We start from the raw sequence: 20,223 nt of genomic DNA, 5'->3' as shown, positions 1-20,223 counted from the left end.
TAAATGTTATTAAACGTTAAAGCGGAATTCCATGATATCGCCATCTTGAACGATATATTCTTTTCCTTCTTCACGCAAGCGTCCAGCTTCTTTTACAGCCTTTTCAGATCCATATTTCACTAGATCCTCATATGACATGGTTACTGCACGAATAAAGCCTTTTTCAAAGTCTGAGTGGATAATACCAGCTGCTTGAGGAGCCTTCATACCACGTTTAAAGGTCCAAGCACGAACCTCTTTTTCACCAGCTGTAAAGTAAGTTCCAAGTCCAAGTAAGTGGTAAGCAGCTCGAGTCAACTTGTCAACGCCTGATTCTGTCAAGCCAAGTGCTTCAAGAAATTCTTGCTTATCTTCATCGTCTAACTCAGAAATTTCTTCTTCAGCACGCGCAGAAATAACTACTACTTCAGCATTTTCTGTCGCTGCAAATTCTCGAATTTGTTTAACATAGTCGATAGAATCTGGATCTGAAACCACATCCTCATCCACATTAGCAACATAAAGAACTGGTTTAGTCGTCAAAAGGAAGAGACTTTTGACCACTTTTTGCTCTTCATCTGTAAATTCAATGGTACGTGCTGATTTTCCATCTTCAAGAACAGGTTTAATCTTTTGAAGAACGTTAAACTCTGCTACTGATTCTTTATCTTTTTGCGTACGTGCCATCTTTTCTACACGCGCATAGCGTTTATTAACTGATTCTAAGTCAGCAAGAATCAACTCCAGGTTAATGGTATCAATATCTGCAAGTGGATCTACAAAAGCGTCTTCACGTCCTTGCTCACGCATAACATTTTCATCATCAAAAGCACGCACAACATGAACAATCGCATCCACTTCACGAATATTAGCCAAGAATTTATTTCCTAGACCTTCTCCTTTTGAAGCTCCTTTTACAATCCCTGCAATATCTGTAAATTCAAAGGTTGTTGGGACTGTCTTTTTAGGTGTGATCATTTCCGTTAGTTTTTGTAGGCGTTCATCTGGAACTTCTACCATCCCAACATTTGGATCGATAGTCGCAAATGGGTAGTTTGCTGCCTCTGCTCCTGCTTTTGTAATTGCATTAAAAAGGGTTGATTTACCAACATTTGGCAAACCAACGATACCTGCTGTTAAAGCCATAGTTTCTCATTCTCCGTTCTCATTTCAATCCCTAACATTATAACACAAAAAGGGAAAACTTGCTAACTCTCTAACTAAGGATTCTTAGTCAATAATCTTATTCATTTTTCGTTCAAAATCATGGCGACTCATCATGACAAGGTGGTCACAATTGCTACATTTAATTTTGATATCTGCCCCTACACGTGTAATTTCCCAACGATTGGCTTTTTTACCAGTTGATTTAATTGTGCAAGCATGTGGTTTTTTCATCTCAACAAAATTTCCAACTTGATACATACTACTCTCCTTTTCTGTTTTGATTATATCATAAAAGAGGCGAGCTAGGCTCAACCTCTTTCACTTAATTTGTACGAACTGGTGTGATAAGCTGCATGAAGTCCTCGTCAGTATCTGCTGGCACAAGAGTAAATGGACGAACAGCTGAGATAAAGCTAATAGTCACCTTTTCGCTATTTAAAGCCTTGAGGGAATCAATCAAGTAAGTTGGGTTGAAACTAATAGTCAAATCGTCTCCAGTCACCTGCTCAGTATCGATTTCTTCGTTTACTTTACCAACTTCTGGAGAGTGAACATGGGCACTAACAACTCCGCCCTTAATTTCAAGCTTCACAGTACCATTTTGAGTCGCACTTGATAAGAGACGAGCACGCTCCATTGACTGGCGTAAGTTTACCACATCAAAAGTAATTGTAGTGTTAAAGTCTGTTGGAATCAAACGATCTGTATCAGGATAGTTTCCTTCTAGTAGACGGGTGTAGAAGCTAATATTTTCACTTCTAAAGAGGATTTGATTATTTGCGAAGAAAACCTCCACTGTTTCGATATCATCTGTAAAAACAGCTGAAAATTCGCGTAGAGAACGACTAGGAACCACCACATCGAAATCATCGCCATTTTTTTCAAGAGTCAATTTTTTCTGGCTAAGACGATGAGAGTCTGTCGCAACTGTTTTTAGTTCTTTGTGTTGGCTCAATACGAAGTGAACACCCGTCAAAATTGGACGACTTTCTTGCGTACTTGCAGCAAAAGCTGTTTCATTGATAATTTTCTTGAGCAGTTTTGTTTCAAGAACCAAAGGTGTGCTTGCTGAAATTTCTTGAATACGAGGATATTGTTCGCTATCTTTTCCTTTTAGGGTAATTTCTGATTTGCCACTTGTTAAGACAATTTGTTTTTGTTCAATCTCTTTAAAATCAAGCGTTACATCTGGAAGACTAGATACAACATTGATAAAGAAAGAAGCTTCTAGAAGAATCGAACCTAAAGAAGTAATCAAAAGACCAGCATCTTCATTCTTTTGAGAAATGAAATTTTCAATAGAAATTTGACCATTTGATCCAATTAAAGTAATTCCTTCATTGGTAACATCAATTTTGATAGTTGATAAGATAGGAATAGCATTTTTTGAACTAATTGCTCGTTTTGTGGTATTTAAGGCTTGTAGAAACAAATTTTTATTGATTGAAAAATGAATCATGGATTCTCCTTTATTTATTTTTAGTATTAGAAGGATAATAGAAATAATAGAGTGTGTGAATTCTGTGGAAAACTGATTTCTATTTAGTAATTTCAGGCTTTTAAGTTTGTTTAAAAAATGTGGATAAAAAAGATAGAAAAGGAAAAGTTATCCACAAACTATTTAATTTTCTTTTTGATTGCTTCGATTTCTAAGCGTAAATTATCGTCTTCGTCAATCAAGGATTTAATTTTAGCATGGGCATGAATAACGGTGGTGTGATCCTTTCCTCCGAATTCTTTTCCGATTTTTGGAAGACTATTATCTGTCAGTTCTCTAGCCAGATACATGGCCACTTGACGCGCTAAAACGATATTTTGAACTCGTCTCGTCCCCTTCATTTCTTTGACACTCACTCCATAAAAATTACCTACTTCAGTTTGGATTTTGTCAATTGGAATGACTAGCAGTTGGCTAACATCTTGTTTGCGAGCTCTGATAGCTTCAGCAGCAATATCAATAGTGATGTCTTTAATCTTCTTTACTCTGGCAATTAAAGTGATATCGTTGATTGCTCCTTCAAGTTCTCGAACATTTGAATCAAATTGACCTGCTAGGTATTCTAGTGTATCGCTTTGAAAATTATAGTCCAAATGTTCCGTTTTACTCTGAAGAATGGCAATACGTGTTTCAAAGTCAGGTGGTGTGATATTTTGAGTTAAGCCCCAGCTAAAGCGCGTGACAAGCCTTTCCTCAAGGCCTTCTAAATGTTTAGGACTTCGGTCACTAGTCAGAACGATTTGTTTTTGATTGCTATGAAGAGCGTTGAAAGTATTGAAAAATTCTTCTTGAGTTGCAACTTTTTTACCGCTGAGAGATTGGATATCATCAATCAGTAAGAGATCAAGGCTACGGTAAGTTTTTTTAAATTTTTCCATTTCTCCAAGCCTCAGATGCTCAAGAAAGTCATTGATAAAACTTTCAGCAGGAATGTATTTAACACGCGCATCAGGAATATTTTTCAGAATCTCATTTCCAATCGCATTGAGCAAGTGAGTCTTTCCAAGACCAGGTCCTCCATAGATAAAAAGAGGATTGTAGGTCAGAGCTAAATCTTCTGATACAGCTAGAGCAGCGGACACTGCCCAAACATTCCCATCACCTTGAATAAAGTTATCAAAGGTATATTTTTCCTTCAATCCTGTTTCAGAATATGGAATAGCAGAATTAGCTTGTGAAGCAACATAATGATTGCCATTTTCAGAATCTATTACGTAGGTTGAAGATTTTTCCTCAGGCTTTGTTAGAACAAATTGAGTTTTTATTTCAGTATCATAAATTTCAAAACCAGCAGCCACAATGATATCCTTGAGCTGTTTTTTCCAAACCATTTCCATTTCAGGCCTAGGTAAAAAGATAGTAGCTATATTTCCCTCTACTTTTATGAGTTCAGCAGGTGTGGCATAGAAATCGTACATAGAACGTGTCAATCTTTCTTGAGCTAATTCCAAGATTTGATTCCAAAATTGTTTTTCTTTCACTGATTATCCCCCCTTTACTATATTTGATGTTGAAAGTTTTACTGTTAGATTTATTTTATCATAGATGCTAACATTTTTCCACAATCTGTGGGAAAGAATCCACAATGTTTACATTTTTTATCCACAGGCTGGGGATAAGTAAGGACTTTCTTTGAATTATTTGGCTTTTTGCTAGAAAAATTAGTGGATAAATTTGTGAGTTGAGAAAATAAAAGAACAGCCTTATTTCAGGCTGTTGATAATTCTGTTGTATTCTTCTTGATTTGAAAAAGAGATGATAACCTTTCCAGTATCTTTTTTAGAAAGTTTAATTTCTACATTCAACCCAAGTTGTTTTTTTAATTTATCTTCCTCAGTTTTGATGAAAGAATCGCTTTTTTTTCGCTTCTTTTGTTTTTTTTCTGTAAGAAGTGCTTCTAATTTTCTAACAGAAATATCTTCACTTTTAATCAGTTGAAAGAAATATTCTTGCTGATCTTTATCCAAACCAACTAGTGAACGTGCATGAGCTTGAGAAATTTTTCCATTTTCTACTTCAGCTAAGATATATCCTGGTAAGGAAAGCAAACGAATAAAATTAGTGATATAAGGTCGAGATTTTCCCATTTTTTCAGCTATCTCAGTGTGAGTAAATCCTTTCTCTACTAAAGATTCATAGGCACGTGCTTCCTCAACTGGATTCAAATTTTCTCTTTGCAAATTCTCAATGATTGACTGGATCATCATTTCCTGATCTGAGAGGTGTTTCACAACGGCTGGAATAGAAGTGAGACCAGCCAAGAGAGAAGCCCGATATCGTCTTTCCCCTGCAAGGATTTCATAACCAATTATAGGAGATTGACGAACAATGATGGGTTGGATAAGCCCATTTTCTTTGATTGATTGGGCCAATTCCCTTAGTTTATCTGCATCAAATTCTTTTCGAGGTTGATAGGGATTTTTTTGTATTTCTGAGATAGAAATCATTTCAAATTTTTCCATGATTCTACACTAACATATATTTTACTTTCTGTAAAGTTCTCTTTACACTGATGTCAATTAAGACTCTAAATCACCAGAGCTCTTATCAAGCTTAATAGAGGTCGTTTCTTCTTTACCATTACGGTAGTAAGTTATTTTTATAGTGTCCCCGATAGCATGATTGTAGAGAGCTTGTTGTAAGTCTGTTGATGAAGCAATTTCTTTGTCATCAACTTTTGTAATGACATCGTATTTCTCAAGATGTCCATTTGCTGGCATATTGCTTTGAACAGATCGAACAACCACACCAGAAGTAAGGCCACTCGGAATATTGAGTTTTCTAAGATCATTAGCCCCAACATTAGATAGGTTAATCATTTGAATTCCAAGAGCAGGACGAGTTACTTTACCATCACTTTCAAGCTGTTTAATGATATTTTGTACATCGTTTGAAGGAATTGCAAAACCGAGACCTTCTACAGATGTTCCACCATTGCTTGCAATTTTACTTGATGTAATCCCAATGACTTGTCCTTGGATATTGATAAGAGGACCACCAGAGTTACCAGGGTTAATGGCAGTATCTGTCTGAATAGCTTTTGTAGAAATTGCTTGCCCATCTTCAGATTTTAGAGAAACATTTCGATTAAGACTTGATATGATCCCTTGTGTAACTGTATTGGCATATTCTGAACCTAGAGGGCTACCGATAGCAATTGCTGTTTCTCCAACATTAAGTTGGCTTGAATCTCCAAAATCTGCTACAGTTGTGACTTTTTCTGAAGAAATTTTTACGACAGCAATATCAGAGAAGGTGTCAGATCCGACAATTTCACCAGAAACTTTGGTACCATCTGCTAAACGGATATCAACTTTTGAAGCTCCATTAATAACGTGAGTATTTGTTACAAGATAGGCATCCTTTTCGTTCTTTTTATAGATAACACCGGATCCCTCACTTGCAATTTGCTGAGTATCAGCATCAGAATTCGTCTCTTCAGATCCAAATACACTGCTTTGTTTATTAGAAGAATAAGTGATGATTGACACAACGGCATCTTTCACTTTATTAACGGCCTGAGTTGTTGCATTTTCATTTTTGTAGGAAGTCTGAGTAACAGTGTTTGTAGTGTTATTTGTAGCCTGATTCCCTTGTTTTTGATAAAGTTGTAATGTTACAAAACTTCCCAAGGCACCACTTAAAAATCCTATCAGAATAATGATAAGAAATGTAACTCCTTTTTTGTAAAATTGTTGTAAGTGTTTCATAAACGCCTCCGTTTGTTATTTGTTTGCTTAAATTATAAATCTATTAACTTAATTCAAGCTTAAAGATTACAGTTTTGCACAAGTTGTGGATAACTTACGTTATTCTGTGAATTTCCTTGTTTTCTAAATTATTTTTTTGTGTATAAGGTGTGAAATGAAGTGTGGATATGTTAGAATAGAAGAATGAAAATAAAAATTATAACAGTTGGAAAACTGAAGGAAAAATATCTTAAAGACGGCATTGCTGAATATACCAAACGAATTTCTCGTTTTGCTACTGTAGAAATTATTGAATTAGCTGATGAAAAAACTCCAGATAAGGCAAGTGAATCAGAAAATCAAAAAATATTAGAAATAGAAGGTAAACGAATTCTTTCTAAAGTTGGAGAAAGAGATTTTGTTATTGTTTTAGCAATTGAAGGAAAAATTCTCTCTTCAGAAGAATTCAGTAAACAGCTGGAACAAGCTTCTATAAAAGGATATTCAACCCTTACATTTATTATTGGGGGAAGTTTGGGACTAGCTTCTGCTGTGAAGCATCAAGCAAATCTTTCTGTTAGTTTTGGGCGTCTGACATTGCCACATCAGTTAATGAGATTGGTTTTAGTTGAACAAGTTTACCGTGCTTTTACAATTCAGCAGGGTTCTCCTTACCACAAATAGAAGATTGACTTAGCTCTTGTTTTTTGATAGAATGGTCATGTTAGGTCTCATAGCTCAGCTGGATAGAGCATTCGCCTTCTAAGCGAACGGTCGCAGGTTCGAATCCTGCTGGGATCAATTTTAGATGCGAAGCTGGGATAAATCCCAGCTTTTTTCTTAAAAAAGTGCGTTTTAGGTGCAAAAAAGTACAGTTGAGAAGAAATATTTATCAAATAGTTTTCATTTTGTATAATAGTTATTGTAAGCTAACTTACAATAAAAAACACTACAGGAGATTTTATTATGAAAAAGACAGTTAAATTGGAGCGGTTCAAAGAGGTAACAGAAACAGAATTGCAAGAAATCCGAGGTGGGGAATGGAGAATTCCAGACGTAATACGTAGTCTTCTTTTTCAAAAAAGAAAATAATTAAAAATTAGGGTAGGAAATAATGAATTTATTCGGATTGGCAATAGTTATTCTAGGTCTTTTTATTCTTAGCAGAAATTATGAATGGATTTGTAAAACAACTATAAAAGAATTATATGTATTTAGTATTTGGCTATTTATATTACAGTTAGTAGTTGAATTTTTCTTTTATTTTGTATCTTTACATGGATTAGGGGGAGAGAAATTTTTATTTCCTTTAGTGATATATGGTTATTTAAGAGGATTAAAGAAATATGATAAGTATAAAGGAATTTTTATTAGTTTATTAATTTCTCTTTTATATCACACTACCCATACATTCATATCGGTAACTTTATCCTCTATAACAGGAGATCAATTAGCATTACAACATGAAGATCTTTTCTTTTTAGTAGTTTTGTTATTAACCTATTTTATAATTAAAAAAATTATTACCTATTTCAACCTAGAACTTAAATATTTTGACAAAGAATATCTCTATTCTTTTTTGAAAAAAGTGCTATATGCATTTATCTTCCTGCATATCGTCTCTTTTATTTCAGATATCGTGAGTACTATTTCTCATTTAAATAGTTTTGGAAGTATTTTATCATCCGTAGTTTTTGTTGGGCTCCTTTTAACCTTCTTTGCAATGAATTCTTATAAGGTTCAAATTGAAAAAGAGATTGCTCTAAAACAAAAGAAATTTGAACAAAAACATTTACAGACTTATACTGATGAAATTGTGGAGTTGTATAATGAAATTCGAGGTTTTCGTCATGACTATGCAGGGATGCTTGTCAGCATGCAAATGGCGATTGACAGCGGAGATTTACACGAAATTGACAGGGTTTACAACGAGGTCTTAGTAAAAGCAAATCAGAAATTGAGGTCAGACAAATATACTTACTTTGATTTAAACAACATAGAAGATTCGGCTTTACGAAGTTTAATTGCTCAATCGATTGTATATGCACGAAATAATGATGTAGAGTTTACATTGGAAGTAAAGGATGTCATTATTAGATTGTCAATTGATTTACTTGACCTTGTTCGTATCATGAGTGTTTTGTTGAACAATGCTGTTGAAGGTGCTGCGGATAGTTACTTGAAACAAATGGAAGTTGCAGTTATTAAAATGGATTTTGAAACAGTTATAGTCATCCAGAATTCATGTAAAATTACTATAACGCCTTCAGAGGACTTGTTTGAATTAGGCTTTTCTACGAAGGGGAGAAATAGAGGTTTAGGACTTAATAATGTTAAGGAAATTTTAGATAAATACGAAAACATCATTTTGGAAACTGAGATGGAAGACAGCACATTTAGACAAATTATTAGATTTAAGAGGGAATTCGAATGAAAGTATTAATTTTAGAAGATGTTATTGAACATCAAGTGAGACTAGAGAGAATATTGAATGAAATCTCGGAGGAATCAAATATTCCTATTTCATATAAGACAACAGGGAAAGTCCGTGAGTTTAAGGAATATATTGAAAATGATGAAGTAAATCAACTTTATTTTCTAGATATCGATATTCATGGAATTGAGAAAAAAGGTTTTGAAGTGGCTCAGTTTATTCGCCATCATAATCCTTATGCAATTATTGTTTTTATTACTAGTCGATCTGAATTTGCTACCTTAACTTATAAGTACCAGGTATCAGCCCTAGATTTTGTTGATAAAGACATCAATGATGAATTGTTCAAAAAACGTATCGAGCAGAGTATCTTCTACACTAAAAGCATGCTGCTTGAAAATGAAGATGTTGTAGACTATTTTGATTACAACTATAAGGGAAATGATTTGAAAATCCCTTACCATGATATTTTGTATATCGAAACAACAGGTGTTTCTCATAAACTGCGGATTATTGGTAAGAATTTTGCCAAAGAGTTCTATGGAACAATGACAGATATTCAAGAAAAGGACAAACATACCCAGCGATTTTATTCTCCTCATAAATCTTTCCTAATCAATATTGGAAATGTGAGAGAAATTGATCGTAAAAATTTAGAAGTTGTCTTTTATGAAGATCATCGTTGTCCGATTACTCGCTTGAAAGTTCGTAAACTAAAAGACATTCTGGAGAAAAAATCTAAAAAGTGATTGACAATTAGTAAGAAATTGATATAATGGTTATATCTGCTACAGATAGATGGTCCGTTGGTCAAGGGGTTAAGACACCGCCTTTTCACGGCGGTAACACGGGTTCGAATCCCGTACGGACTATTTTATCCGCCATAGCTCAGTTGGTAGTAGCGCATGACTGTTAATCATGATGTCGTAGGTTCGAGTCCTACTGGCGGAGTCAGATAAAAAGAACACCATTGGTGTTCTTTTTTTAGTTTACATCACCTAACATTTTCATAAGGAAGTCGGTCATTTCTTGCGGACTTTCTTTTTTTCCATGGGCAATCCAAGTCTGGCAAACACCAAATAGGGCATTTGCTAGATAAATGCTACTATATTCGAGTTCAATTGGATTTAGTTGTAGTTTTATAAAGCGCTTCTGAAGATCAGTGCTAAGCATAATATGTAGTTTATTTCTCAAGAAATTTTGGATTTCTTTTGTACCATTTTCAGATAAGAGTGCAGCCAAGAGTGGCTCAGACTCTAAATATTCAAATACTTCTAAAATAGCATCTCTTTTGTGATGAGCATGTTTTTGAAAAATATACTCAAAGGTATGAAATAGCTTACTTTGGTAGTGCTCAATCATATCATACTTATCCTTGTAGTGAGTGTAAAAGCTGGAACGACTAATCCTGGCTTTTTCTGCTAGCTTGACAGTAGAAATTTGATCAAAGGGTTGGTCCATCAATAATTGAACCATGGCATTTTCGATAATTCGTTTTGTTTTTAAACGTTTGTTACTTTCTTTCATACTCCCTCCTTGTGAACAAATTAGACAATATGTCTAAAAAATGATTTTTCACCTTGTAATTTAGATTTTTTAATGTATAATCTATTATATCAAAATTTTAGACAATATGTGTAAAAAAGGAGGAAACATGTTTAAAGAATGGAAAGCAATATTTAAAAAACCGACCTTTATCATTGTAATGATAGGGATTTCTCTCATTCCAGCTCTATACAACATTATATTTTTATCATCCATGTGGGATCCTTATGGGCAATTATCCGAGTTACCTGTGGCAGTTGTCAATAAAGATAAGGAAGCTTCTTATAATGGACAGACAATGACAATAGGTGAAGACATGGTGTCTAATTTAAAAGAAAATAAGGCTTTAGATTTTCACTTTGTCAATGAAGAAGAGGGGAAAAAGGGGCTAGAGGATGGCGAATATTATATGGTAGTGACTTTACCAAGTGATTTATCTGAAAAAGCTACTTCAATCCTAACAAATCACCCTGAACAGATGCAAATTGATTATCAAACTTCAAGTGGACATAGCTTTATTGCAAGTAAGATGAGCGATTCTGCGATGACACAATTAAAACAAACCGTCTCTACTAATGTTACTGAAACGTACACTAAGGCTTTATTTCAAAAAATGAATGATTTGAAGTCTGGAATAAATAAGGCAGCTGAAGGAAGTGAACAATTGGCTAATGGAGCCGATCAGTTGGTGACGGGAAGTCAAACGTTGACGACAAATCTTAATACTCTAGCTAACTCAAGTGTAACTTTTTCAAATGGAGCGGATCAATTTACAAAAGGCTTATCTAGCTATGTGTCTGCTATAGAGCAATTACATATTGGTTTAGGAACTTTTAATAGTGGTTTACAAAGTTATACAAATGCTGTCTCACAAGTTGACACTGGACTTGGTCAATTAGCTTCAAAAACTCCTGAGTTGGTGACAGGTGTAAATCAGCTAAATACAGGTATAAAGTCCTATACAGGTGGCGTTTCACAACTGGATACAGGTCTCAATCAATTTTCAGTTGGTGTAAATGCTTATACAAGTAGTGTGAAAGAACTTTTTAACGGAACAAGTCAATTATCCAATCAATCAGATACACTAAGAGATGGAATGGAGCAATTAAATACTGGTATTAAAGAAATTTCAAGTCAATTAGAGTCCTCATCTCAACAAAGTGAAGAAATAGCGCAATTGGCAACTAGCCTAGGAGAACTAAATAAAACACTACAAGCTCTTACAATATCAGATAATACTCAACTGAAAGGTACATTGTCAGAAGCTTTGCCAAATCTAACAACTCTTGCTCAGGATATTGTGACCAAAAGTCAGACAGAACAAGAGAAAACTATTGCTAATCTTCAAACAACAGCTACTTATCAATCTCTTACAGAGGAACAAAAGAAAGAACTGACAGAAGCTATTTCTAAAAATTCTAATTCTACTATTGAGTCAGCAAAAACAATTTTAACAACAGTAGGAGGATTAAAAGAAAGTATAGAGAATTCAGAACAACAAGTATCTAATCTATCTGATGTGCAGACGAAAGCAAATCAACTCTTACCTATAGCATCTAGTTCCTTGACAACATTGTCAAATGGATTTACAACATTACAAAATTCTGTAAATAATCAGTTAGTTCCTGGAAGTCAGTCAATTGGAAAAGGAGTTAATGCGTATACTAAGGGATTGGATACTATTTCTTTAGGTGTAAATCAACTAAGTGAAAAGAATACAACTTTAACAACAAGTTTGGATCAATTGGTTTCTGGCTCAACCAAGTTGACAGAAAACTCTTCAAAATTGACAACTGGTTTGGATACTCTAGCTGGGAAAACTCCAGAATTAGTAACAGGTATTGAAAAACTATCATCTGGTTCTGCTCAATTGAACAATAAGAGTCCAGAGTTAATAGCAGGTCTTACTACATTACAATTTGGCTCTGATCAATTAACAGACAAATCAACACAGTTACTTTCTGCAGCATCTCAACTAGGAAGTGGTTCTATGAAGATTGCAGATGGTGCTGGAAAACTAGCAGAAGGTGGAACAACCTTAACCTCTGGTCTTGAAGATTTACAGATAGGAGTTGATTCATTAGAACAAGGATTAGACAATGCAAACAGTCAACTCAAATCAGTTTCAACAGAATCTAAAAATGCAGAAACATTATCTGAACCTCTAGTTCTCTCAAAAACAGATAATGACCAAGTTCCTGTAAATGGAATTGCCATGGCTCCTTATATGATATCAGTTGCTCTTTTTGTTGCTGCTATATCTACTAATATGATTTTTGCTAAGTTGCCTTCTGGACGTCATCCAGAGAGCCGCTGGGCTTGGTTGAAGTCTCGATCTGAAATAAATGGGATTATAGCTGTCTTAGCAGGTGTTTTAGTTTATGGAGGTGTCCATCTTATTGGATTGACTGCGAACCATGAGATGAGGACATTTATGCTTATTATCCTAACAAGTTTAGTATTCATGTCCATAGTGACCGCTTTAACAACTTGGAATAGCCGTATAGGAGCCTTCTTCTCTCTTATTTTACTTTTATTACAGTTAGCATCAAGTGCAGGGACCTATCCCCTTGCTTTGACAAATGATTTCTTTAAGGGTGTCAATCCTTGGTTACCAATGAGTTACTCTGTATCAGGTTTACGACAAACAATCTCTATGACAGGAAATATTCATCACCAAGTAATTTTCCTTATTATAACACTAGCCTTCTTTACTGTTTTAGGTATGCTAGCTTATCAACCTAAGAAAATGGAAGAAGATTAAAAAGATTGACCAAAGAATTGGTCAATCTTTTTCTGTCTTAGATAAATTTCGTCTGTGATTATAGATCCCAAAAAGAAGAAGGGAAGTTAGTGAGCAGGCTGCTCCAATAACAAAACCATTGGGGATAAAGGAAAGTGTAATGGTGCCTTTTCCCTTTGGAACATCAACTTTCATAAAACCAGTTTGAGCCTGCTTGATTTCAAGTTTTTTCCCATCCTGGTATGCAGACCAACCTTTGTCATAAGGAATAGTGAAGAAAATAGAGGTATCTTGTTTGACTTCATATGTAGCAAAGACTTTATTTTTAGAGGTGGATACTTCTACAGGTTGTTCTTTAATTTTTTGGATTGCTTCAGTAAGAGCCTGAGTATCTAAACGATAGAAGGTTGGAGATTCAAATGACACCTGAGAATTTCCAGGAAAACTAACACTGATATTGAAAGTTTTTTGTTCTTCAGTATAACCTAAATTAAAGAAATTAAATGCATTGTCAGTTGTAAAAGTCTTCTTTTCTCCATTGACAAGGATGTCAACCTTCTTTTGCTTGTCGTTTGTAAAATGAAGATTTGAAAAAGAGAGATAGACTTGGCTATTTTGAGGAACCTCAATTTGATAATCAATCCTTGCATCTTCATTCGCAGAACCTGTGATGCTGGTTAAACCATCTGAAGTATCTGTTTTATCATATGCTATTGGGGAGAAGTAATTTAAGTTGAGATTAGCAAGCTGGTTTATAAATAAAGCCTGATTGTCCAGAGTGTGATTATTAAAATTTACATCTGTGTAAATAGATTGAGTGGCAAAGGCAATGGGTAAAGAGAGTTGATTTTTATATAAGGTTAAATGATCCTTTTGATAAATCTCTTGAAAGCCATACTTATCAAGTGAAGTTTCAGAAATATTGTACTGGATTCCAAATAAACTATCTGCTAAAAGACTATTATTTGCATAACGGAGATTGAGGTTGGTTCCAGAGGATTTGAATCCAAGTTTGTCCAAACTAGTGCTAGCTGAACGATTTCGTACAGACGAAAATTGAGAGATTCCATTGTAGTTAAATTTCATACTGTCATTTCCAGTCTGAATTTGCAGTTTTTCAGTACGTGTAAATGGACTGTCAATTTGGTTTAGAATGGATTCCATAGCGGTGATATCTCTATTATAGGCGCTACGAGAAGCAAAGGCCCATTCTTTAGCTATTCCTTCCATTTGAGATGATGCATTTAAGCTTATCTCAGCTGTTATAAATAAAGACAAAAGGATTGCAAATAGATTTATAGAGATAAATTTTTTAATGACTGCAAGAAGTAAAAGAGCATAAACTAGTAGAAATTCAAGAGTGAGTAGGATATTCAAATCAGTTAAAAAAGAATAGTGTGATTTAAAGTGTACAGTAGCCAAAAACCCTGTCAGTACAAGAAAAAGTGAGACAAATAGATTCCATAGCTTCAGTTCTTTCAGACGATTTAAGACTTCTGCTGCAGTATAAATTAACAGAGTGGAAAAAATCCAAGCATAGCGATGCAAAAACATATTTGGGGTATGCATCCCCTGCCAAAATAAATCAAGTGCTTCTATGTAAAAGCTTGTTATTAAAAAAGTAAAGAAAATTGCATAGATAAGTTTCACGTGAAACTTAATAGATTTTATTGTGAAAAATAGAATGGTTAAAATAAAAGGAAGCAATCCAACAAAAATCATTGGTATGGATCCATACTTAGTTGTATCAAAAGATCCAATGAATTGTTTTGCGAAAATATCCAAATACCAGCTACTGTCTGTCTTTAATTTTGTGATGGCGGTTAACTTCTCACCATGAGTTTGTAAATCAAACAGTGTAGGAAGAGTCATAATCAAACTAGCCATTCCTGCTAAAAAGGAGGTGATAATAAAATCTAGAAAAGATGATTTTCGAGTTTTAAAGTCCCAAGAAATTTGACAGAGATACCAGAAAATAAGAAACAATGCTGTCATATACCCAAAATAATAATTTTGAATAAATAAGATTGACAAACTTGTAAAGTATAGTATGTGCTTCTTTTGTGTTATAAGTAGGTGTAAACCAGTTATAATTAAAGGAATCAAGATAAAAACATCTAGCCAGGTTTTAATCTCTAACTGACTGACAGTGAAACTCATCAGAGCATAGGAAGTAGATAAAGCTAGTTTTAAAGGCTTAGGAATCGATTGAAATAATTTATTTAAACTAAAGTAAGTTGACAGTCCAATCAATCCAAATTTTAAGAGAGTTGTCAGATAGACAGCATCTGGCATATTCGACAGATTAAAAAAGTAAACTAGTGGTGAAAGGAAACTACCCAAGTAATAACTAGATAGGGCATAGAAATTCAATCCGAGGCCACTTGTAAAGGTGTAGAACAAACTACCATTTCCGTGTAGGATATTTCTTAGAGCTATATCAAAAATAACGTATTGATGAAACCCATCTCCTAATAGTGGAGATGTATCGCTATTCCAGTAGATACCTTGAGTTAGGTATACTCCGGTCATAATTACTAAAGGAATGATGAAAGAAACAAAATAGGTCCAATATGTTTTAAAAAATGATTTCATGTTACCTCATAGAATGATAGAAAACTCAGTTGGTTACCCCAACTGAGTTTTGAAGTCTTATTTAATCTTTCCAAAGTTCTTTAACTTTTGCTTGTACTTCTGCATTTTCTAGGAATTCATCATAGGTTTCATCGATACGATCAATGACTCCATTCTTAGACAAAACAATGATATGGTTTGCCAAAGTTTGGATAAACTCGTGATCATGACTGGCAAAGATGATTGATTCTTTAAAGTTTTTCAATCCATCGTTCAAGCTTGAGATAGATTCCAAGTCCAAGTGATTGGTTGGATCATCAAGGACAAGCACATTTGATTTCAAGAGCATGAGTTTTGAAAGCATGACACGCACTTTTTCTCCCCCTGACAAGACGTTTACAGGTTTGTTAACCTCATCTCCAGAAAAGAGCATACGACCAAGGAAACCACGTAGGAAGGTATTGTCATCTTCTTCTTTACTTGCAAATTGACGCAACCAGTCAAGTATTGACTCTCCTCCTGCAAAATCAGCCGAGTTATCTTTTGGCAAGTAAGAACGGCTAGTAGTAACTCCCCACTTGACAGTTCCTTCATAGTCGATGTCACCCATGATTGCACGAATTAATGCAGTTGTTTGGATGTCATTTTGTCCAATAAGAACTGTCTTATCACCTGGACGCAAGATGAAACTAATATTATCCAAGATAGTTTCACCATCAATCTTTACAGTTAGATTTTCTACTGTCAAGAGATCATTACCAATCTCACGTTCTACTTTAAAGTTGATAAATGGATATTTACGACTAGATGGCACAATCTCTTCTAGTTCAATCTTGTCCAGCATTTTTTTACGAGACGTTGCTTGTCTTGACTTAGAAGCGTTGGCAGAGAAGCGAGCAACGAATTCTTGCAATTGCTTAATTTTTTCTTCTGCCTTAGCATTACGGTCTGCTAGCAATTTAGCAGCAAGCTCAGAAGATTCCTTCCAGAAGTCGTAGTTTCCGACATAGAGTTTGATTTTTCCAAAGTCAAGGTCGGCCATGTGGGTACATACTTTGTTTAAGAAGTGACGGTCGTGGGATACTACGATAACGGTGTTATCAAAGTCAATCAAGAAGTCTTCTAGCCAAGTAATAGACTGGATATCCAAACCGTTGGTTGGCTCGTCCAAGAGAAGAACATCTGGTTTGCCAAAAAGTGCTTTGGCAAGGAGAACCTTCACTTTTTCACCATTGGCCAATTCGCTCATGTTTTGATAGTGCAATTCTTCTGGAATGTTTAGGTTTTGAAGTAATTGAGACGCTTCACTTTCTGCCTCCCAACCTCCAAGTTCGGCAAATTCACCTTCAAGTTCAGCTGCACGAACACCGTCCTCGTCTGAGAAATCTTCCTTCATGTAAATGGCGTCTTTTTCTTTCATGATGCTATATAGTTTTTCATTTCCCATGATAACGACATCAATTGCACGTTCATCTTCATAGTCAAAGTGATTTTGACGGAGGACAGAGAGACGTTCATCTGGACCAAGAGAGATGTGACCAGTTGTTGGCTCGATATCACCAGCTAGAATTTTTAAGAATGTAGACTTCCCAGCACCATTAGCACCAATTAATCCGTATGTATTTCCTTCTGTAAATTTGATATTGACATCATCAAAAAGTTTGCGATCACTAAAACGTAGTGAAACATCAGATACTGTAAGCAATGTTTTTCTCCTATAATATGTAATACATTTATTCTACTAGAAAAGAGAGAAATATTCAAATTTTTGTTTGTCAATTTTATGTCAATTAAGTTTACAGGTTCATTTACAAAGAGTTAGTTGTTTGATTGAAATAATTTTCTGTTATTTTAACAAAAAAATGCTATAATTGAAGAGACCATTTCGAAGGAGAAAAAAATGACGAAACCCATTATTTTAACAGGAGATCGCCCAACAGGAAAACTGCATATTGGACATTATGTTGGGAGTCTAAAAAATAGAGTATTACTGCAGGAAGAAGACAAGTGTGAGATGTTTGTTTTTTTGGCGGACCAACAAGCATTGACAGATCACGCCAAAGACCCTCAAACGATTGTAGAATCTATTGGGAATGTTGCCTTGGATTACCTAGCAGTTGGATTAGATCCAAGTAAATCAACTATCTTTATTCAAAGTCAGATTCCAGAGTTGGCTGAACTATCTATGTACTATATGAATTTGGTTTCACTAGCTCGTTTGGAACGCAATCCAACTGTCAAAACAGAGATTGCTCAAAAAGGGTTTGGAGAAAGTATTCCGACAGGATTTTTGGTTTATCCGATTGCGCAAGCAGCAGATATTACTGCCTTCAAGGCTAATTATGTTCCTGTTGGGACAGATCAGAAACCAATGATTGAGCAAACTCGCGAGATTGTTCGTTCCTTTAATCATTCTTATAATTGTGAGGTCTTGGTGGAGCCGGAAGGTATTTATCCAGAAAATGAGAGAGCAGGGCGTTTGCCTGGTTTAGATGGAAATGCTAAAATGTCTAAATCCCTTAATAATGGTATTTATCTAGCAGATGATGCGGATACTTTGCGTAAAAAAGTCATGAGTATGTATACTGATCCGGATCATATTCGCGTTGAGGATCCAGGTAAAATTGAAGGAAATATGGTCTTTCATTATCTAGATGTCTTTGGTCGTCCTGAAGATGCTCAAGACATTGCAGATATGAAAGAACATTATCAACGTGGTGGTCTTGGCGACGTGAAGACGAAACGTTATCTACTTGAAATACTCGAACGCGAACTTGGTCCTATTCGTGAGCGCCGTATCGAATTTGCTAAGGATATGGGTGAAGTGTACAATATGCTTCAAAAAGGTAGTGAAAAAGCTCGTGAGGTTGCAGGGCAAACTCTATCTGAAGTTAAGGGAGCAATGGGACTAAATTATTTTAAATAATAGATAAAATATGAATCGTAAAACTATCTCTTCCATAGAATCACAGGGATAGTTTTTTTATGTTTTCTGTTATAAATATAATTGACAAATTTTCATAGAATGGTATGATAGATACAATACAAAAAGAGTCAAGCTCAAAAAGAAAGAAAAGAGGAAACTTCAATGTCTAATTGGGATACTAAATTTTTGAAAAAAGGTTTTACCTTTGATGATGTATTGCTCATTCCAGCAGAAAGTCATGTGTTGCCGAATGATGCTGATTTAACAACAAAATTGGCAGATAATCTGACTTTAAATATCCCAATTATAACAGCCGCGATGGATACAGTCACAGAAAGTCAAATGGCCATTGCTATTGCTCGTGCAGGTGGTCTTGGAGTAATCCATAAAAATATGTCTATTGCGCAACAGGCAGATGAAGTTCGTAAGGTAAAACGTTCTGAAAATGGTGTCATTATTGATCCATTCTTCTTGACTCCAGAACACACTATTGCTGAAGCAGACGAACTGATGGGACGTTACCGTATCAGTGGTGTGCCAGTTGTGGAGACACTTGAAAATCGTAAACTGGTTGGTATTCTAACAAATCGAGATCTTCGTTTTATTTCAGATTACAATCAGCCAATCTCAAACCATATGACCAGTGAAAATCTTGTTACTGCTCCTGTGGGTACAGATCTTGCAACAGCTGAAAGCATTCTTCAAGAACACCGTATTGAAAAACTTCCTTTGGTTGACGAAGAAGGTCGTCTTTCTGGCTTGATTACTATTAAAGATATTGAAAAGGTGATTGAGTTTCCAAATGCAGCGAAAGATGAGTTTGGTCGTCTTTTAGTCGCAGGAGCTGTTGGTGTTACTTCTGATACTTTCGAACGTGCAGAAGCACTTTTCGAAGCAGGAGCAGATGCCATCGTTATCGATACTGCACATGGTCACTCTGCTGGAGTTCTACGTAAAATTGCTGAGATTCGTGCTCACTTCCCAGACCGCACTTTGATTGCTGGTAATATTGCCACTGCTGAAGGTGCGCGTGCTCTTTATGATGCAGGTGTAGATGTTGTCAAAGTCGGTATCGGTCCAGGTTCTATCTGTACAACTCGTGTGATTGCAGGTGTCGGTGTACCACAAGTAACAGCAATCTACGATGCAGCTGCAGTTGCGCGTGAATATGGGAAGACCATCATTGCTGACGGTGGAATCAAGTACTCTGGTGATATTGTCAAAGCTCTTGCTGCAGGTGGAAATGCAGTTATGCTTGGATCAATGTTTGCTGGAACAGATGAAGCACCAGGTGAAACGGAAATTTTCCAAGGCCGTAAATTTAAAACTTATCGAGGTATGGGGTCAATTGCAGCTATGAAAAAAGGCTCTAGTGACCGTTATTTCCAAGGATCTGTCAATGAAGCAAACAAACTTGTTCCAGAAGGAATTGAAGGCCGTGTTGCCTATAAAGGAGCAGCAGCTGATATTGTCTTCCAAATGATTGGTGGTATTCGCTCTGGTATGGGTTACTGTGGTGCAGCTAACCTTAAAGAACTGCATGACAACGCTCAATTTATTGAAATGTCTGGTGCAGGTTTGAAAGAAAGCCATCCTCATGATGTACAAATCACTAATGAAGCACCAAACTACTCTATGTAAGAAGTAAAAAAGAACTCCTGATTTTCA

General features: G+C 35.4%; 16 protein-coding genes and 3 tRNA genes. 10 read left to right on the top strand and 9 right to left on the bottom strand.

Annotated elements, in window-relative coordinates:
• Nucleotides 1–9 precede the first annotated feature (9 nt).
• The 6 genes from ychF to SORDD16_RS02550 form a co-directional block, all read right to left on the bottom strand.
• Entirely contained in the window at nucleotides 10–1,125 is a 1,116-nt protein-coding gene (ychF, locus tag SORDD16_RS02575) for a redox-regulated ATPase YchF (protein ID WP_061452249.1), read from the bottom strand.
• 84 nt (nucleotides 1,126–1,209) lie between these two features.
• On the bottom strand, nucleotides 1,210–1,404 hold the full coding sequence (locus tag SORDD16_RS02570; protein WP_000285183.1) for a DUF951 domain-containing protein: 195 nt from the start codon (nucleotides 1,402–1,404) through the stop codon (nucleotides 1,210–1,212).
• A gap of 64 nt (nucleotides 1,405–1,468) precedes the next feature.
• On the bottom strand, nucleotides 1,469–2,605 hold the full coding sequence (gene dnaN / locus SORDD16_RS02565; protein WP_061452248.1) for a DNA polymerase III subunit beta: 1,137 nt from the start codon (nucleotides 2,603–2,605) through the stop codon (nucleotides 1,469–1,471).
• 158 nt (nucleotides 2,606–2,763) lie between these two features.
• Complete coding sequence (gene dnaA / locus SORDD16_RS02560; protein ID WP_061452247.1) at nucleotides 2,764–4,125, bottom strand: chromosomal replication initiator protein DnaA; 1,362 nt, start codon at nucleotides 4,123–4,125, stop codon at nucleotides 2,764–2,766.
• 222 nt (nucleotides 4,126–4,347) lie between these two features.
• Nucleotides 4,348–5,106 carry a ParB/RepB/Spo0J family partition protein gene (locus SORDD16_RS02555; protein WP_061452246.1) on the bottom strand — a complete coding sequence of 253 codons (759 nt, stop codon included), beginning with the start codon at nucleotides 5,104–5,106 and terminating at the stop codon, nucleotides 4,348–4,350.
• A gap of 57 nt (nucleotides 5,107–5,163) precedes the next feature.
• Complete coding sequence (locus SORDD16_RS02550; RefSeq protein WP_061452245.1) at nucleotides 5,164–6,354, bottom strand: serine protease HtrA; 1,191 nt, start codon at nucleotides 6,352–6,354, stop codon at nucleotides 5,164–5,166.
• A 183-nt stretch (nucleotides 6,355–6,537) separates the two neighbouring features.
• On the opposite strand from SORDD16_RS02550, the gene rlmH reads away from it, so the two are divergent.
• From rlmH to SORDD16_RS02515, 7 genes are all read left to right on the top strand, one after another.
• Nucleotides 6,538–7,017, top strand: coding sequence for a 23S rRNA (pseudouridine(1915)-N(3))-methyltransferase RlmH (gene rlmH / locus SORDD16_RS02545; protein ID WP_061452244.1), 480 nt, complete (start codon nucleotides 6,538–6,540; stop codon nucleotides 7,015–7,017).
• Nucleotides 7,018–7,060: 43 nt separating this feature from the next.
• A tRNA-Arg gene (locus tag SORDD16_RS02540) sits at nucleotides 7,061–7,134 on the top strand.
• A gap of 165 nt (nucleotides 7,135–7,299) precedes the next feature.
• Nucleotides 7,300–7,425, top strand: coding sequence for a competence-stimulating peptide ComC (comC, locus tag SORDD16_RS02535; protein WP_061452243.1), 126 nt, complete (start codon nucleotides 7,300–7,302; stop codon nucleotides 7,423–7,425).
• A 22-nt stretch (nucleotides 7,426–7,447) separates the two neighbouring features.
• Nucleotides 7,448–8,767 carry a competence system sensor histidine kinase ComD gene (comD, locus tag SORDD16_RS02530; protein ID WP_061452242.1) on the top strand — a complete coding sequence of 440 codons (1,320 nt, stop codon included), beginning with the start codon at nucleotides 7,448–7,450 and terminating at the stop codon, nucleotides 8,765–8,767.
• Complete coding sequence (gene comE, locus SORDD16_RS02525; protein ID WP_000866080.1) at nucleotides 8,764–9,516, top strand: competence system response regulator transcription factor ComE; 753 nt, start codon at nucleotides 8,764–8,766, stop codon at nucleotides 9,514–9,516. Before comD ends, comE begins: the two co-directional genes overlap by 4 nt.
• Before the next feature lie 51 nt (nucleotides 9,517–9,567).
• A tRNA-Glu gene (locus SORDD16_RS02520) sits at nucleotides 9,568–9,639 on the top strand.
• A 5-nt stretch (nucleotides 9,640–9,644) separates the two neighbouring features.
• Nucleotides 9,645–9,718: transfer RNA gene (locus SORDD16_RS02515), tRNA-Asn, on the top strand.
• A 33-nt stretch (nucleotides 9,719–9,751) separates the two neighbouring features.
• On the opposite strand, the gene SORDD16_RS02510 is transcribed toward SORDD16_RS02515, so the two are convergent.
• Entirely contained in the window at nucleotides 9,752–10,294 is a 543-nt protein-coding gene (locus tag SORDD16_RS02510) for a TetR/AcrR family transcriptional regulator (RefSeq protein WP_061452241.1), read from the bottom strand.
• Between the two features lie 127 nt (nucleotides 10,295–10,421).
• Between SORDD16_RS02510 and SORDD16_RS02505 the strand changes: the two genes are divergently transcribed.
• Nucleotides 10,422–13,076 (top strand): YhgE/Pip domain-containing protein, encoded by a 2,655-nt coding sequence (locus SORDD16_RS02505; RefSeq protein WP_061452240.1) that lies wholly within the window; start codon nucleotides 10,422–10,424, stop codon nucleotides 13,074–13,076.
• Between the two features lie 21 nt (nucleotides 13,077–13,097).
• On the opposite strand, the gene SORDD16_RS02500 is transcribed toward SORDD16_RS02505, so the two are convergent.
• Both SORDD16_RS02500 and SORDD16_RS02495 read right to left on the bottom strand, forming a co-directional pair.
• Entirely contained in the window at nucleotides 13,098–15,650 is a 2,553-nt protein-coding gene (locus SORDD16_RS02500) for a YfhO family protein (RefSeq protein WP_061452239.1), read from the bottom strand.
• 61 nt (nucleotides 15,651–15,711) lie between these two features.
• A complete protein-coding gene (locus tag SORDD16_RS02495; protein ID WP_061452238.1) occupies nucleotides 15,712–17,334 on the bottom strand; it encodes an ATP-binding cassette domain-containing protein in 1,623 nt (540 codons plus the stop codon).
• Between the two features lie 195 nt (nucleotides 17,335–17,529).
• On the opposite strand from SORDD16_RS02495, the gene trpS reads away from it, so the two are divergent.
• Together trpS and guaB are read left to right on the top strand one after the other, a co-directional pair.
• Nucleotides 17,530–18,555: a tryptophan--tRNA ligase gene (gene trpS, locus SORDD16_RS02490; RefSeq protein WP_061452237.1), complete on the top strand. Its 1,026-nt coding sequence runs from the start codon at nucleotides 17,530–17,532 to the stop codon at nucleotides 18,553–18,555.
• A gap of 162 nt (nucleotides 18,556–18,717) precedes the next feature.
• Nucleotides 18,718–20,196: an IMP dehydrogenase gene (guaB, locus tag SORDD16_RS02485; RefSeq protein ID WP_000073416.1), complete on the top strand. Its 1,479-nt coding sequence runs from the start codon at nucleotides 18,718–18,720 to the stop codon at nucleotides 20,194–20,196.
• Nucleotides 20,197–20,223: the final 27 nt, after the last annotated feature.

This window comes from Streptococcus oralis, from assembly GCF_001578945.1.
GTDB lineage: Bacteria > Bacillota > Bacilli > Lactobacillales > Streptococcaceae > Streptococcus > Streptococcus oralis_Q.
Note: the sequence above shows the minus strand (reverse complement) of the source record. Positions and strands in the feature narration are given on the sequence as shown.

Coding starts and splice junctions, on each gene's coding strand:
- ychF (WP_061452249.1), bottom strand. CDS start 1,125: ATGGCTTTAACAGCAGGTATCGTTGGTTTGCCAAATGTTGGTAAATCA.
- SORDD16_RS02570 (WP_000285183.1), bottom strand. CDS start 1,404: ATGTATCAAGTTGGAAATTTTGTTGAGATGAAAAAACCACATGCTTGC.
- dnaN (WP_061452248.1), bottom strand. CDS start 2,605: ATGATTCATTTTTCAATCAATAAAAATTTGTTTCTACAAGCCTTAAAT.
- SORDD16_RS02555 (WP_061452246.1), bottom strand. CDS start 5,106: ATGGAAAAATTTGAAATGATTTCTATCTCAGAAATACAAAAAAATCCC.
- SORDD16_RS02550 (WP_061452245.1), bottom strand. CDS start 6,354: ATGAAACACTTACAACAATTTTACAAAAAAGGAGTTACATTTCTTATC.
- rlmH (WP_061452244.1), top strand. CDS start 6,538: ATGAAAATAAAAATTATAACAGTTGGAAAACTGAAGGAAAAATATCTT.
- comC (WP_061452243.1), top strand. CDS start 7,300: ATGAAAAAGACAGTTAAATTGGAGCGGTTCAAAGAGGTAACAGAAACA.
- comD (WP_061452242.1), top strand. CDS start 7,448: ATGAATTTATTCGGATTGGCAATAGTTATTCTAGGTCTTTTTATTCTT.
- comE (WP_000866080.1), top strand. CDS start 8,764: ATGAAAGTATTAATTTTAGAAGATGTTATTGAACATCAAGTGAGACTA.
- SORDD16_RS02510 (WP_061452241.1), bottom strand. CDS start 10,294: ATGAAAGAAAGTAACAAACGTTTAAAAACAAAACGAATTATCGAAAAT.
- SORDD16_RS02505 (WP_061452240.1), top strand. CDS start 10,422: ATGTTTAAAGAATGGAAAGCAATATTTAAAAAACCGACCTTTATCATT.
- SORDD16_RS02500 (WP_061452239.1), bottom strand. CDS start 15,650: ATGAAATCATTTTTTAAAACATATTGGACCTATTTTGTTTCTTTCATC.
- trpS (WP_061452237.1), top strand. CDS start 17,530: ATGACGAAACCCATTATTTTAACAGGAGATCGCCCAACAGGAAAACTG.
- guaB (WP_000073416.1), top strand. CDS start 18,718: ATGTCTAATTGGGATACTAAATTTTTGAAAAAAGGTTTTACCTTTGAT.